This window comes from Dactylosporangium sucinum (assembly GCF_014647515.1).
In the GTDB taxonomy this organism is placed as follows: Bacteria; Actinomycetota; Actinomycetes; order Mycobacteriales; family Micromonosporaceae; genus Dactylosporangium; species Dactylosporangium sucinum.
Genome location: NZ_BMPI01000027.1, coordinates 41,219 through 55,764, shown reverse-complemented (window position 1 = coordinate 55,764; position 14,546 = coordinate 41,219). Strand labels below are relative to the sequence as shown.

10 protein-coding genes are annotated in these 14,546 nt (G+C 74.0%); 3 read left to right on the top strand and 7 right to left on the bottom strand.

Going from position 1 to position 14,546, the window contains the following annotated elements:
* Window positions 1–42: 42 nt before the first annotated feature.
* Window positions 43–1,470, top strand: a complete 1,428-nt coding sequence (locus IEZ31_RS26305; protein WP_229835858.1) for an MFS transporter — start codon at window positions 43–45, stop codon at window positions 1,468–1,470.
* Between the two features lie 54 nt (window positions 1,471–1,524).
* Here IEZ31_RS26305 and IEZ31_RS26300 read toward each other — a convergent pair whose 3' ends face one another.
* The gene (locus tag IEZ31_RS26300) at window positions 1,525–2,370 is read right to left on the bottom strand and encodes an alpha/beta hydrolase (protein ID WP_190252653.1); all 846 of its coding nucleotides are present in this window, start codon (window positions 2,368–2,370) and stop codon (window positions 1,525–1,527) included.
* A 155-nt stretch (window positions 2,371–2,525) separates the two neighbouring features.
* Here IEZ31_RS26300 and IEZ31_RS26295 point away from each other — a divergent pair, with 155 nt between their 5' ends.
* Complete coding sequence (locus tag IEZ31_RS26295; RefSeq protein WP_190252652.1) at window positions 2,526–3,482, top strand: helix-turn-helix domain-containing protein; 957 nt, start codon at window positions 2,526–2,528, stop codon at window positions 3,480–3,482.
* Window positions 3,483–3,498: 16 nt separating this feature from the next.
* On the opposite strand, the gene IEZ31_RS26290 is transcribed toward IEZ31_RS26295, so the two are convergent.
* The 5 genes from IEZ31_RS26290 to IEZ31_RS26270 are packed head-to-tail and all read right to left on the bottom strand — an operon-like array spanning window position 3,499 to window position 11,354.
* Window positions 3,499–4,308: an NAD-dependent epimerase/dehydratase family protein gene (locus IEZ31_RS26290; RefSeq protein ID WP_229835857.1), complete on the bottom strand. Its 810-nt coding sequence runs from the start codon at window positions 4,306–4,308 to the stop codon at window positions 3,499–3,501.
* A gap of 8 nt (window positions 4,309–4,316) precedes the next feature.
* Window positions 4,317–8,174: a discoidin domain-containing protein gene (locus IEZ31_RS26285; RefSeq protein WP_229835856.1), complete on the bottom strand. Its 3,858-nt coding sequence runs from the start codon at window positions 8,172–8,174 to the stop codon at window positions 4,317–4,319.
* Window positions 8,175–8,191: 17 nt separating this feature from the next.
* Window positions 8,192–9,016: a carbohydrate ABC transporter permease gene (locus tag IEZ31_RS26280; protein ID WP_229835855.1), complete on the bottom strand. Its 825-nt coding sequence runs from the start codon at window positions 9,014–9,016 to the stop codon at window positions 8,192–8,194.
* Complete coding sequence (locus IEZ31_RS26275) at window positions 9,013–9,981, bottom strand: carbohydrate ABC transporter permease (RefSeq protein WP_190252650.1); 969 nt, start codon at window positions 9,979–9,981, stop codon at window positions 9,013–9,015. Before IEZ31_RS26275 ends, IEZ31_RS26280 begins: the two co-directional genes overlap by 4 nt.
* Entirely contained in the window at window positions 9,981–11,354 is a 1,374-nt protein-coding gene (locus IEZ31_RS26270; RefSeq protein ID WP_190252649.1) for an ABC transporter substrate-binding protein, read from the bottom strand. Before IEZ31_RS26270 ends, IEZ31_RS26275 begins: the two co-directional genes overlap by 1 nt.
* 106 nt (window positions 11,355–11,460) lie before the next feature.
* Here IEZ31_RS26270 and IEZ31_RS26265 point away from each other — a divergent pair, with 106 nt between their 5' ends.
* Entirely contained in the window at window positions 11,461–12,693 is a 1,233-nt protein-coding gene (locus tag IEZ31_RS26265) for an enolase C-terminal domain-like protein (RefSeq protein ID WP_190252648.1), read from the top strand.
* 4 nt (window positions 12,694–12,697) lie between these two features.
* Here the strand turns inward: IEZ31_RS26265 and IEZ31_RS26260 are convergent, their stop codons facing one another.
* The gene (locus tag IEZ31_RS26260; protein WP_190252647.1) at window positions 12,698–13,846 is read right to left on the bottom strand and encodes an ROK family transcriptional regulator; all 1,149 of its coding nucleotides are present in this window, start codon (window positions 13,844–13,846) and stop codon (window positions 12,698–12,700) included.
* Between the last annotated feature and the right edge of the window lie 700 nt (window positions 13,847–14,546).

Genomic DNA, 14,546 nt, shown 5'->3' with positions numbered 1-14,546 from the left:
TCGAATTCGGATACCCCCTAGGGGTATTGAGGAGTGATGGAGATGGCGACTTCCCGCCGGTGGTGGGCCCTCGGGCTCATCGCCCTCGCGCAATTCATGGTCATCATGGACACCTCGATCATCGGCGTCGCGCTGCCGCGGATGCGCGAGGACCTGGGCTTCTCCCCGGAGCACCTGTCGTGGGTGTTCAACGCGTATGTCGTGGCGTTCGGCGGCCTGCTGCTGCTCGGCGGGCGGCTGGCCGACCTGTTCGGGGCCCGGCGCATGTTCGTCGCCGGCTGGGCGATCCTGCTGGCCGGCTCGCTCGCCGCGGGCCTCGCCGGGAGCGTCGCGGTCGAGCTGACCGCCCGCGCGGTGCAGGGCGCCGGGGCCGCGCTCATCGCCCCGTCGGCGCTGACGCTGCTGATGACGCTGTTCGGCGGCGCGCCCAAGGAGCTGACGAAGGCCCTCGCGCTCTACGGGGCGGCGGCGCCGGCCGGCGGCACCGCGGGGGTGTTCCTCGGTGGCGTGCTCACGCAGTACCTCAGCTGGCCCTGGGTCTTCTACGTCAACGTCCCGATCGCGGTGCTCGTGCTCGCCGCCGTCCCGGCCGTGATGCCCGCCGGCGCCGCCCGGCCCGGCTCGCTCGACCTGCTCGGCGCCCTGCTGGTCACCGCCGGGCTCGGCGCGGCGGTGTTCGCGGTCGTCCGCGCGCCGGAGGCCGGCTGGGGCGCGGCGCAGACCTGGCTCGTCCTCGCCGGCGCGGTTGTCGCCCTGGCCGCGTTCGTCGTGCGGCAGGCCACCCGGCGCGACCCGCTGGTGCGGCTGGCGATCTTCCGCGCCCCGAACCTCGCCGCGGCCAACCTGGCCCAGTTCCTGCTCGGCGCGGCGTGGATCCCGATGTGGTTCTACCTCAACCTGTACCTCCAGCAGGTCCTCGGCTACAGCGCGTTCCCCAGCGGCGCGGCCCTGCTGCCGATGACCCTGCTCATCATGGTGGGCATGATCGCCCTCGCGCCGCGGGTGATCGCCCGCTTCGGCCCGAAGCCGACGGTCGTCACCGGGCTCGCGCTCCTCGCGGCCGGCCTCGCCTGGCTGGCGTTCGTGCGCCCGTCCGGCAGCTTCGCCGCCGACGTGCTGCCCGCCTCGCTCGTCGCCGCGCTGGGCATGGCCCTCGCGTTCATCCCGTCGCTCGGCACGGCGATCGGCGCCGCCCGCCCCGAGGAGGGCGGCCTGGCGTCCGGCATCGTCAACACCAGCTACCAGGTCGGCTCGGCCCTCGGCCTGGCCGCGATGACCGCCGTCGCCGCCGCGGCGGGCGCCGACCGGCTCGGCGACCTGCCGGCCCTCACGAGCGGCTACTCGGCCGCGTTCACCGGCGCCGCGCTCGTCGCAGCGGCCGGCGCGGTGCTGGCCGCGCTCACCCTGCGCACGCGCACCGGTGCGCCGGCCGCGGCGGCTGCCGAGCCGGAGCGGGCCGGCACGGCCTGATCCGCCCGCCCGTCTGCGCCGGCCCGGCCGCTGCGGGCCGGCGCAGCGCTGTCGTCAGAGCTCGCCGGCGAACCTGCGCACGAACGTCAACGCGGTGTCGCACACCTCACGCCAGCCGCTGTCGATGGTCAGCGCGTGGCCCCGGCCCGGCATCTCCACGATCTCGGTGACGCCGGGGTTGTGGGCCTGCTTCTTGTACGCGGCGTTGGTCAGCGCCCAGGGCACCGTGTGGTCCTTCTCGCCGGAGATGAGCAGCAGCGGCCCCCGGTCCGGATGCTCGGTGTCGACCTTCGTCTCGCTCCACGGGTTGAAGTTGGCGACCGCCGCCTGGAACAGCGGCGCCCCGGGCGCCGGCACGGCGAACGTCTCGTACAGCTCCTTCGCCTCCTCCTCGCTGACCGCGTTGGCGAAGGAGTACCGGAACTGGTCGAACGTGAGCGGTACCGCCCGGTGGTAGTTCGCCGGGTTGGTGAGCACCGGCGCCGCCGCGCGCAGCGAGGAGATGGGCAGCGGCAGCACCCCCTGGAACGGGGCCGGGTCGATGGCGACCGTGGCGCAGGACAGGCCGCGCCCGGCGAGGATCTGCGCGAGCAGGCCGCCGAACGAGTGCCCGATGACGACCGGCCTGCGGGTCAGGCCGCCGACCAGCCCGGCGAAGTGGTCGGCGACCTGCCCGACGGTCTTGCCGGCGAAGGCCTCCGGGTGCTCCTTGGCCTCGGCGACGGTCTCCGGGTCGTCGGGCCAGCCGGGCAGCACGGGCGCGAAGCCGGCCTCGGCGAAGACCGCCGCCCAGCGCTCCCAGCTGCTGGGCAGCAGCCACAGCCCGTGGACGAAGACGGCCGGCACCCGGCCACCGGCGTTGGCCTGCTCGATCTGCTGGCGGTCGTGCTCAGCGGACATCGGCGGCGCTCCCTTCCGAAGATGTGCGGACACCACGATCCTGGCGTACGTCGATCGGCTCAGTGTGCAGCGTGGTCGGCCCGGTGTGCACGGTGGTTGTGCTCGTTCGCTTGGCTGGGGATGCTTGGCTGGGGATGCTTGGCGGGGGTCTGCCGATGACGACAGTGTGGAACGCCGCCGGGGCGCCGGCCGGGCAGCGCGCGGCCGCCGTGCGGGAAGCCGTAGGGAGCCGCGTGGTCCGGGTCGAGATCGCCCTGCCCGACGACCCGGGCGACATCGACGTCGAGCTCACCCTGTCCGACGCCGGCCCGGTCCAGGTGCTGACCGTCCGCTCGATGGCCACGACCGTCACCCGCAGCCCGCGGCTGGCCCGCGACGGCGCCGAGCCGCAGCTGTTCCTGACGCTGCAGGGCGCCGGCGAGTCGGCGATGGCGCAGCACGGCCGGCATGCTCGGCTGCGCACCGGCGAGTTCGCCGTCTACACCACCACCAACCCGTACACGCTGATGTTCGACCACGGCCTGGACGCGCACTTCTTCCGGATCCCGGTCGCCGAGCTGGCGCTGCCCGAGCCGGCGCTGCGCGAGGTCTGCGCCCGCGCGCTCGGCCCCGGCAACCCGGTCGCCGAGCTCACCGCCGGCTACCTGCGCCGGATCGCCGACAGCCCCGACCTGCGGTCGCGCGCGGTCGCCGGCAGCCTGGCCCAGCCGACGATCGACCTGGTGCGGGCGGCGCTGCTCAGCGGCCTGGCCGACCCGTCGCTGGGCCGCGAGTCGATGGAGTCCACGCTGGAGCTGCGGCTCATGGAGTACCTCCACACGCACCTCGGCGACCACGGCCTGACCGCCGCGAAGATCGCGGCCGCGCACCACGTCTCGGTCCGGCACCTCTACACCGTCCTGTCCCGCGCGGGCGTGAGCCTGGGCGACTGGCTGCGCACGCACCGCCTGGAGGCCTGCCGCCGCGAGCTGGCCCGGCCGAGGTCCCGCACCCGCACGATCGCGTCGATCGCCCACCAGTGGGGCTTCGCCGACGCCACCCATTTCAGCCGGGCGTTCCGCCGGACCTACGGCCTGACCCCCCGCGACTGGCGCGACGCGAAGTCCCGCTGACCGCCCAGACGGCCCGCTACCGCCAGCCGTGGGCCGGGGCGAAGGCCAGCAGGTCGCGGCAGCGGTCCGTCGCGACCGGCACCGTGAAGCCCGGCAGGTCCGCGGTGAGCGCCGCGGCGGGGTGGTAGCGGGCGAGCAGCTCCGCCGTCGGCACCGGCGCGGTCGTGTCGGCGGCGGCCACGTGCAGCACGGTGTGGCCCTCCAGCGGGCGGGTCAGCGCGGCGGCCACCGCGGCCGCCGCGTCCCGGGTGTCGATCCACGCCCACAGGCCGCCGCGGTCGCGGGACAGCTCCTCGTGCACGTGGGCCAGGTGGTGGCGCAGGCGGTCGCCCGTGCCGATGAACGGGAAGCGCAGGCTCACCGCCGGGCTGCCCCAGCGGTTGCTCACCGTCGCCGTCACGAGCTCACCGGCCAGCTTGGACAGTCCGTACGGGTCGTCGCCGACGTACGGGTGGTCCTCCGTCAGCGGCAGGCGCAGCGGCGCCGCGCCGCGCCGCGACCAGGCCAGGCCGACCGCCGACAGGCTCGAGACGAACACGATCCGGGACACGCCCGCCGTGCCGGCCGCCTCCAGCAGCCGGTACGTCGAGCTCACGTTGTTGTCGAACACGTCGTCGTGCACCGGCGCCGGGATCGCCGCCGCGTGGACCACCGCGTCCACGCCCGCCACCAGGCGGTCGAGGCCGGCGCCGGACCGCAGGTCGCCGATCACCGTGTCGTCGGCGACCGGTCCGGCGACAGCGAGGTCGTGCGCGCGGACCCGGTGGCCGGCGGCGTGCAGGTGGGCCGCCACGGCCCCGCCCAGCATGCCGCCGGCTCCCGTCACGAGGACCTTCACGAGGCGGCCGGGGCGAAGTTCGCGACCAGCGCCAGCCCGCCGGTCACGGTGAACGCGTACCGGCGCGCCGCGGACACCTCGACCCCGTCGACGGTCCAGTTCACGAACCGCAGGCCCGGCGCGGGCGACGCCGTCGCGACGACCTGGGTGCCCGGCTCGTAGTACCCCGGCCGCGTCGCGTTGCCGTCCAGCCGCACCTTGCCCGCGTCGCCGGGCGCCGCCGCCACGGTCACCGGATGCTCCACGATGTTGATGACCATCACGTTGTACAGCGACAGCCGGCCGCTGCTCGTCGTCCCGTTGTAGCGCATGAGGTTCACGACCGTGACGTCCCCGCCGTCGGCCTTGACGCTGAACCCGTCCGAGCCCAGGTTGTCGGTGCCGAGGTTGACCACCCGCACGTCGCCGGAGCGCACGACCACGCCGTTGTGCAGCCCGTACCCGAACACGCCGGCCACGGTCAGCCGCCGCGCGCCGTCCACGGTGACCAGGTCCGCGTGCCTGCGGGTCCAGCCGTCGATCACCTGCGGGAACAGGTCCTTGCCCAGCACCCAGTTCGGCACGTGGTAGCCGGTGCGGACGAACGTGTTGCCGTTGCTGAGCACGCCCTCGATCCGGCCGCCGTCGGCGCGCCCGACCGTGACGCCGTGCCGGACGAACGTGCCCTTGATCTTGCGCACCAGGAACCGGTCGCCGGTCATCTCGATGGCGTTCCACGCGTTCGGCAGGCCGATGTTCACGGCGTAGCTGCCGGCGCCCTGGCCGCGGATCGTGTAGGGGTAGGGGACCAGGCCGCCCGGGGCGACCGGGTTGTTCTCCGGGTAGAAGACCCGCAGCCCGCTCACCCCGGACCGGGCACCCCGCAGCGTGACGGCCGCCTGGTCGGTGTCGGCCGCCGTGGCGCCGCGACCGGCGAAGGACTGCAGCACGGTACCCCCGCTGCGCCCGTCCTCGTCCCGGTTCGGCACCGACGAGGCGCCCCGCAGCTCGACCCCGGCCGGGACGACGAGCCGCCCGTCGAGCCGGTACCAGCCGGCCGGCAGGTACACCACGCCGCCGCCGTCGCGCCCGGCCCGGTCGAGGACCCGCTGGATGGCCGCGGTCGCGTCCGGGGCCGGCAGGTAGCCGTTGCCGTGCGGCGCTCCGCCCGCGTCGTAGAAGGCGAACCGGGACGGCTTGGCGGCGACCGGGTCGGCGGCGACGACCGGCGGCTGGCCGGCCAGCTGGTACACCGTGCCCTGGATCGACCCGGTCACCCGCGTGGCCGTGAGCTTCACGTACCCGCCCCCGGCGTTGACGACCGCGCCGTCGAGGGAGCTGTTGGCCATGGCCAGGCCCCACCGGGCGTCGAACTGGTCGATCTGCAGCGCGACGCCGGCCCGCTCGATCCGCACGCCGTCGAAGACGCCGGTGAACTCGGCCCGCAGCCCCCGCACGACATGGATGCCGATGCGGTAGTCGGCGGCGGCCAGGCCCGCGAACTGGTCCCACTCCAGGTCGCCGAGCACGAACCCGGTGCCGTGGGCGCGGGTCCAGGCGTCGAGCGCGGCCCGCCGCGGCGGGTTGAAGGCGGCCGGCGCGGACGCCCAGTAGGCGTTGCCGAACCGGACGTCCTCCCAGGTGCCGACGTCGGCGCCGTTGTAGGCCTCGACGCCCGCGAAGAGCACGGTGCCGCGCACGTTGCGGACCGTCGCCGACTCGTGGGTCTGGCCGTTGCCCGGCGGGCGGCCGCGCTCGTCGCGCATGGTGCTGATCCCGATCCCGCGGTACGAGTTGAGCATCGTGACGTCGGAGATCGTGCTCATCATGTAGTTCTCGTCGCTCGCCCAGGCGCTGCCGGGGATCTCGAACGTGAAGTTGTACGGCACCGGGGCGGTCGCGCTCTGCTGCGGGTACCAGGTGGTGAGGCCCACGACGCCGGCGCTGCCGCCGATGCGGAACAGCACCGGGCCGGCGTCGCCGGACGGCAGGTCGGCCGAGACGACCGTGCCGTAGGCGCCGTGGCCCGTGTCGGGGTCGCGGCGGTCGCCGCGCAGGGTGCAGAACGCCGGTACCTCGACCGTGGCCGTGACCCGGTAGGTGCCCACCGGCAGCCAGACCGTCCCGCCGCCGGCGTCGTAGCAGTCCCACAGCGCCGCCTGCAGCGCCGCGGTGGCGTCCCGGCGGCCGGTCGGGTCGGCGCCGTACGCGGTGGCGTCGAAGTCGGCGACCACGGCGTCCCCGGTGGGGTACCGCGTCGCGACCAGGCGCGGCGCCGGCGCGACGTCGCGCTGGTCGCGGATCTGCAGCGCGGCCACGTCGAACGTGCCGAGGCCGGCCGCGTAGCCGGTGAGCTGCAGCCGCACGTGGCGGGCGGTCACCGTGGGGAAGCGGGTCCGCGAGGTGCCGCCGCCGGCGCCGTTGCGGCCGACGGTGGCCCAGCTCGCGCCGTCCGCCGAGACCTCGACGGTGTAGTCGGGGGAGAAGGCGTTGCCCCAGCGGACGACGACCTCGTCGACCGGCCGGGCGGTGCCGAGGTCGGCCCGCAGCCACTCGCCGCTGCCGCCGCTGCCGCTGGTCCACACGGTGCCCGGGTCGCCGTCGTTCGCCGCGGCCGGGCTCGACCCGCCGGCGGTACTGCTGGCGGTGAGCGTGGCGTGGCGGGCCAGGTCGGTGTCGACGGCCGCGGCCCGGAACGCCCGGTCGGCGTCGTAGAGCGCGCGCAGCGCCGCCGCCACCCGGTCCTCGGTCGCCGCCGGGTCGTCGAGCACGGCCTGCGCGGCGGCGACGGCGGCGGCGAGCGCGCCCTTCGAGCCGGGCGGGTACTGCCCGTCGCGGGTGCCCTCGCGGGCCGCGTACAGCGCCAGGTTCGCCGACGCGACGAGGCTGCGCAGGCCCGCCTTGGCGTCGAGCTGCCGCGGCACGACGGTGACCCGGACGGCGGCGATCGTCAGCTCGACCGGGGAGCCGTCGTGGGTGAGCCGGAAGTCGGCGCCGTTGGTGCGGTTGGTGAGGATCGCGTCGTCGAGCACGAAGTGCTGGGTCTTCCAGGTCCCGGTGTCGCCGTAGCTGACGGCCGGCGACGGCTTGAACTTGTCGGGCAGGTCCTCGCCGGGGGAGTCGTAGTGCAGGAAGAGGGTGCCGTTGCCCGCGTCGAGGTAGTCGACGCTCACCATCACGACGTCGGTGTTGTCGTAGGCGTAGCTGTCGGCCACGTTCATGTACAGGTAGTTGGTGCCCGGCGGGTCGGCGGCGGCGTTCGTCTGCCAGTAGCCGCGGCCGGCGGTCGTGCCGGTGCGCAGCCCGGCCTCGTTGTCGCCGGCGCGCGGGCTGAGGCCGGTGTCGGTCGCGGTCGGGCCGAGCGTGGCCTGCGGTCCGGTCGTGGTGATCCTGATCTGGGCGACGGTGACGTCGTTTTCCGCGACGAAGAGCCGCAGCTCGCCGGCCAGCGCGGCACCGGGCAGGCTGACCGCCGCGAGCCGCCAGGCGTTCGTGCCGGCGAGGTCGGCGACCCCCGTGGTGTCGCCGGACGCGGTCCGCAGGGTCAGCTGCCCGGTGCCCTCGTCGCGGTAGGTGACCACGACGACGACCGGCGCACCGGCGACACTCGCGGCGTAGCTGGCGTCGGCGGTGACGCCGAGGTAGGTGGTGCCCGCGGCGGCCTGGGTCCGCCAGTAGCCGCGGCCGTCGAGCGTGCCGGTGCGCAGGCCGGCCGGGTCGTCGCCGGCGCGCACGGCGGCGCCGAGCGTGACGGGGGCGGGGCCGAGGTCGGCGCCGATGCCGCGTGGGTACATGACCGGCGCGGCCTGCGCCCGCACCGGCACGAGGACCGCGGCCACCAGGACGGTGACCAGCGCGATGAGGAACCGTCGCATGGGAGTGCCTCCGGGGGTCATGCCTTCACCGCGCCCATGAGCCCGTTGACGATGTACCGCTGCGCCGCGACGAACAGCACGATGACCGGCACGACGACGATGAGCGCGCCGGCCATCAGCACGTTGTAGTGCAGCACCGCGCCGGACTGCAGGTTCTGCAGCGCGATCGGCAGGGTGAAGCTGTCGGGGTCGTTGAGCGAGACGCGGGTCAGCAGGTACTCGTTCCAGGTCGGGATCGCGGTGAGCACGGCGATGGTGATCAGGGCGGGCCGGGACAGGGGCAGGTAGATGGTGGCGAAGATGCGCAGCTCGCTCGCGCCGTCGACGCGGGCGGCCTCGCGCAGCTCGCCCGGGATCGCGTCGAAGGCGTTGGTCATCAGCAGGATCGACAGGGGCGCGGAGCCGTTGACGAACGGCAGGATCAGCCCCCAGTGCGTGCCGAGCAGGTTCAGCTTGTGCTCCAGCAGCACGATCGGCAGCAGGACGGTGACGCCCGGCACGAACAGCAGGGCGAGAAACAGGCGGTACAGCGCCTTCCTGGCGGGGAAGTGCAGCACCGAGAACGCGTAGCCGGCCGCCGCGTAGCTGGCCAGCACCAGGACCACGGTCAGCGCGGTGACCTTGAGGCTGTTCAGGAAGTAGTCGAGGAAGTGCAGCTCGTTCCAGGTCTCGGCGAGCGTGTGCAACGTGGGGCGGCGGGGGATGAGGCTGCCGCTCGCGACCACCTCGAACTGGTCCTTGAACGCGGCGGACGCCATCCACAGGAACGGATAGACGCTGATCGCGGCGTACAGCAGGAGCAGGACGAACACGACGCCGCGGGCGATCCAGCGGGCGCTCACGTCAGCCGCCGCATGGCGCGCAGGTTGACGAAGGCGAGGATCAGCGCGGCGAGGAACAGCAGCCAGCCCAGCGCGCTGGACAGGCCGAGCGTCGGGTCGAGCTGGGACAGGAACGCCAGCTTGTAGGTCTCCAGGCCCAGCACGTTGGTGTGGTTGCCGGGGCCGCCGTTGGTCATGATGAGGAACGTCTGGAAGCCCTGCAGCGAGTCGCGCACCGAGAGCAGCACGACGATCGCGGTGATCGGGCGCAGCAGCGGCCAGACGACGTGCCGGGTGGCGTGCCAGGCGCCGGCGCCGTCGACCCGGGCCGCCTCGACGAGGTTCGGGTCGATCGTCTGCAGGCCCGCGAGGTACAGCATCATCGCGATCGGCACCGAGGACCACACCGTGATGACGATGAGGGTCGGCAGGGCCGTCGACGGGTTGCCCAGGAAGCCCTGCGGCTGCTGGAGGCTGCCGAGGCCGACCGAGCGCAGCAGCAGGTTGATCGCCCCGTCCGGCTGCAGCACGTACATCCACGCGAAGTAGACGGCGATCCCGCTGGTCACCTGGGGCAGGAAGTACACCGAGCGCAGCAGGCCCTTGAGCCGCCGCACGGAGTTCAGCAGTACCGCGAGCGGGAAGCTGACCGCGACGGTGAGCAGCGGTACCGCGATCATGACCCACAGCGTGTTGCGGGCGGCGTCGTGCACCCGCGGGGCGTAGCGGGGGTCGGCCCACAGCAGGTCGGCGTAGTTCTGCAGGCCGACCCAGCGCCAGGTCGGCGTGAAGCCGTTCCAGGTCGCGAAGCTCAGCGAGAAGCCGTAGCCGATGGTGTAGGCGCCCATCACCGCGAAGAGGACGACGGCGGGGGCCACGAAGGCGGCGCCCCAGGCGACGTCCGCCGGGCGGTAGCGGCGCCGGCGGCGGGGGCTCGGGGCCCGCCGGGTCGGCGACGGGCCCTTCGCGATCGTCTCGACCGCCATTACTGCTTTGTCCAGAAGGCGTCGATCTGTTTGGTCATCTCCGCGGCGGCGTCGGCGGCCGACCGCTGCTGCAGCGGGCTGTAGTCCATGAGCACCGAGGCGACGGTGGGCCCGTCGTAGGCGTTGGGCCGGTAGCTCGTGTCGCCCGGGTTGTACGCGCTGGGGCCGGAGCCGAACGCCTTGATCATCGCGCCGAGGGCGGGGCCGACGGCGGCGCTGGGGTCGGCGCCGAGGTCGGTGGGCGGGACGTCGAGGGCCTCCTTCGCGAACGTGGCCGACACGTCCGCCTTGGCGAGGTACCTGAGCCACTGGATCGCGCCCGCCCGGTTCTTCGTGGTCGCCGAGACCGACATGCCGGTGAGGGTGAACGGCGCGAGGCTCAGGTCCTTGACGGCGCCGTCGGCGGGGGCCGGCACCGGGAACGTCAGCACGTTGCCCGCGTCGAAGCCGTTCTGGGCCAGGAACGCGAGGGTGAACGTGCCGCCGATGTCGAACGTCGACTTGCCCTGCACGAACGACAGGTCGGCCGCGTCGATGTCGAGGCTCTGGGTGCCCGGCGTCCAGTACGGCGTGATCTTCCCGTAGGTCTCCAGCACCCGTACGCCGGTGGGGGAGGAGAAGTTGCTCGCCTTGTCCTTGCCCCACAGGGCGCGGAACTTGTCGGGCCCGAGCATGCCGTAGGCCATGGGCTGCAGGAACCACTCCAGGCCGGTGGTGGGGGCCTTCAGGCCGACGGTGACGCCGCCGTTGTCCGGGTACTTGGCCTTGACCTTCCCCAGGACCTCGATGAACTGCTCCCAGGTCGTGGGGGCGCTGGTGACACCGGCGTCGGCGAGGCGCCGCTTGTTGGCATAGACGATGCCGAACGTCCCCACCGTCAGCGGCACACTGTACCGCTGGCCGAGCTGGATGCCCTTCGTCTTGGCGTCCTGCGCGAGGGACTTCTGGTAGTACTCGTCGGTGACGCTGCCGTCCTTGCGCACCTGCGGCAGGTAGCTGTTGAGCCAGGCGTCGTCGACGTCCTTCTGGAGATCGGTGAGCAGGCCGGCGGCGCCGAAGGTGAAGTCGTCGCCGGTCGTGTGCACCTCGAAGAGGTCGGGCAGGTTGCGGGTCTGCGCCGCCGCCTGCACCTTGGTCACGTAAGCGTCGTCGGGGCCGTAGGCCTCGACCTTGACGGTGATGCCGGTTTCCTTGGCGAAGCCCTCGGCGACCTTCTGCAGCGCCTTCACGTGCGACTGCTTGAAGGTCCACATGGTGAGGGTCTTGTCGTCCCCGGCGCCGTTGTCGGAGTCGCCGCTGCAGGCGCCGGCCCCGAGGGTCAGCGCCAATAACACGGCCAGTGCTGGCCGCCACGCGCGTCGGTCGTGTGTCATCACGGTGCCCAGCCTTTGTCCGGGGCGCATCGACTTGCGCCACTGACGGGGAACGTAAATCGAATTGATGTACTGTGTCAACCAACGCTTGGGAAGGCGGTGATCGATGTTCCCGCTCGCGGCGGCGCCCTGGGACACGGGCGGCGGCACCCGGATCACGCAGGTCCGGACGTTCCTGTGCGCGCCGCAGGGCTGTCCGTACCTCATCGTGCGGGTCGAGACGAACCAGCCCGGCCTCTACGGCCTGGGCTGCGCCAGCGATCCGCAGCGGACACTGGCCGTCCGGGCGGTCGTCGACGGGTACCTCGGACCGCTGCTGCTCGGCCGGGACCCGGCCGACGTCGAGGACCTGCACCGCCTGCTGCTCAACAGCGGGTACTGGCGCGGCGGCTCGATCGCCGGCAACGCCCTCGGCGCGCTCGACGTGGCCCTGTGGGACATCAAGGGCAAGGCCGCCGGCCTGCCGCTGTACTCGCTGCTCGGCGGGCGCGCGAGGCACGGCGCCGAGGCGTACACCCACGTCGACGGCGCCGACCCCGGACAGGTCGCCGAGCGGGTGGCGGCGGCCGTCGAGGCCGGCTGGCGGCACGTGCGCGTGCAGGTGGCGGTGCCGGGCGTCGACACGTACGGCGCCGGCGACGGGGGTCGTCGGGGCGTCTGGGACTCGCTGGCCTACCTGCGGCACGTCCCGCCGGCCCTCGCGGAGGTGCGCCGCCGGGTGGGCGACGACGTGCAGTTGCTGCACGACGCGCACGAGCGGCTCACCCCGTCGCAGGCCCGCGAGCTGGTCGCCGCGGTCGCCGACGCCGGGCTGTACTTCCTGGAGGACGCCCTGGCCCCGGAGGACAGCGCCCACTTCGGGCAGCTGCGCGCGGCCGGCCCGGTCCCGCTCGCGATGGGCGAGCTGTTCGACGACGTGAGCCGCTTCCTGCCGCTGCTGCAGGCGCGGGTCATCGACTTCGCCCGGGTGCGGATCCCGACCCTGGGCGGGCTGACCCCGGCCCGCAAGCTGGTCGCGGCGTGCGAGCTGTTCGGGGTGCGGACCGCGCCGCACGGGCCGGGGGACGTGAGCCCGGTCGGGCAGGCCGCCAACGTGGCCCTCGACGTGTCGTCCCCGGCCTTCGGCGTGCAGGAGGCGGCGGCGTTCCGCGAGGCCACCCTCGAGGTGTTCCCGGGCACGCCGGTGCCGGTCCGCGGCGTGCTGTACCCGTCCGAGGCGCCCGGCCTCGGGGTCGACTTCGACGAGGCCGCCGCCCGCCGGCACCCGGCGCCGCCGCCGCTGGAGCACGACCGCTGGGCCCTGCTGCGCGGCGTGGACGGCGCCGCCCACCGCCCCTGACGGCCTACCCCAGCAGCAGCGACTGGGGCTGCACCGACAGGATCTGGTCGAGCACCAGGCAGGCGGCCCCGATCGCGCCGACGTCGATGCCGAGCTCGGTCGTGGTCACGACCGTCGGGTGGATCCGCTCCACGAACGGCGAGCTCTCCACGATCCCCGGGACGATCGCGGTGAACCGGTCGGCCAGCAGTGGCCAGATCGGCCCGCCGAACACGATCATCTCCGCGTCGACCAGCGTCGCGGCGGCGCTCACCCCGCGCCCGACCCGCACCGCCCAGCGGTCGATGATCTCCCCGGCGGTCACGTTGCCGGCCGCCGCGTGCCGGCACAGCTGCCGCAGGCTCTGCTCCGCGTCGCGCGGGCCGGCCGGCTTGCACTCCGGCCCCAGCACCCCGTGCTCGATCGCCTCGGTGACCAGGGCGTTGGTGGTGCACGCCGCGTACAGCCCGCCGACCTCGCCCGCGTTGCCGGAGAACCCGCGCAGCACCACGTCGTCGACGACGAGCCCCATGCCGGAGCCGGTGCCGAGGTAGAAGAACAGGAAGTTGCCGGTGTCCCGGGCGGCGCCCGCCCAGCGCTCGGCGACGGCCGCGGCGATCACGTCCTTGTCCAGCAGGACCGGCAACCCGGTGGTCTCGGCCAGGTAGTCGCGCAGCCGCACCCGGCCCCAGCCGGCCAGCTCGGGCGGGGCGATGACCAGGCCCGACGCCACGTCCACCGGCCCGGGGGCGGCGATGCCGAGCCCCAGCACGGTCTCCCGGGCGACCCCGGAGTCGCGGATCAGCGTGTTGATCGACTCGCTCATCTCGACGAGCGTGTGGTCGGGGTCGGCCGCCTCGGGCGTGGGCCGCTGCGCGCGGGCCACGACGGTGCCGAGCAGGTCGAGGACCACGAACGTGACCACGGCGGGGTCGAGGTGCACGCCCACCGCGTACCGCGCGCCGGCGTTGACCCGCAGCAGCCGCCGCGGCTTGCCGCTGCCCGAGCTGCGGGTGCCGGCCTCGCGGGCCAGGCCGGTGTCGATCAGGCGCCGGCAGATGTTCGACACCGTCTGCGCCGACAGGCCGGTGACGTCGGCCAGCTCCACGCGGCTCAGCCCGTCGGGCACCCTGCGGATCGCGTCGAGCACCACCGATTCGTTGAAGTCGCCCATCCTTGGCAGGTTGGTGCCACGCCTCGTCGGCAGCCGCTTCTCCACGATCCTCCCAGGGCTTCCTCCATCAAATTGATTTATGGTACCAGCACCGACCACGACACCCCTCCACGGCGGCCGCCGGCTCCCGCCGATGGACCCGGTCCGCCACCTGTCGGCATCCTCGGCGCGATGCCCCCGAAGCGCAACCATCCACTCAGCCCCCACGCGCTCCGCCGGGATCACCCGCCGCCCGCGCCCGCCACCCGCGCCCCGCGCCCGCCGCCCGCGCCCCGCGCCCGCCGCCCGCGCCCCGCGCCCGCCGCCCGCGCCCCGGCGCTCGCGGCCTGAGACCGAGTTGACCTTGGTGGATTTCCGTTGCCTGGGCGGCGGAAAGTCACCAAGGTCAACTCAACTTCAGGCGCGGACGCCGCCGGCCAGGCCGCCGCCCGCGCCCCGCCGCCCGCGCCCGTTGCCCGCCGCCCGCGCCCGCCGCCCGCGCCTGTTGCCCGCGCCTGTTGCTCGCGGCCCGGCGCTCGCGGCCTGAGGCCGAGTTGACCTTGGTGGATTTCCGTTGCCTGGGCGGCGGAAAGTCACCAAGGTCAACTCGACTTCAGGCGCGGACGCCGCCGGCCAGGCCGGCGGGGGCCTGGGCGGGGTGGGGCGGCGGATCGGGCGGGGCGGCGGATCGGGCGGGGTTGGGCGGCGGGCGGGTGGTGGC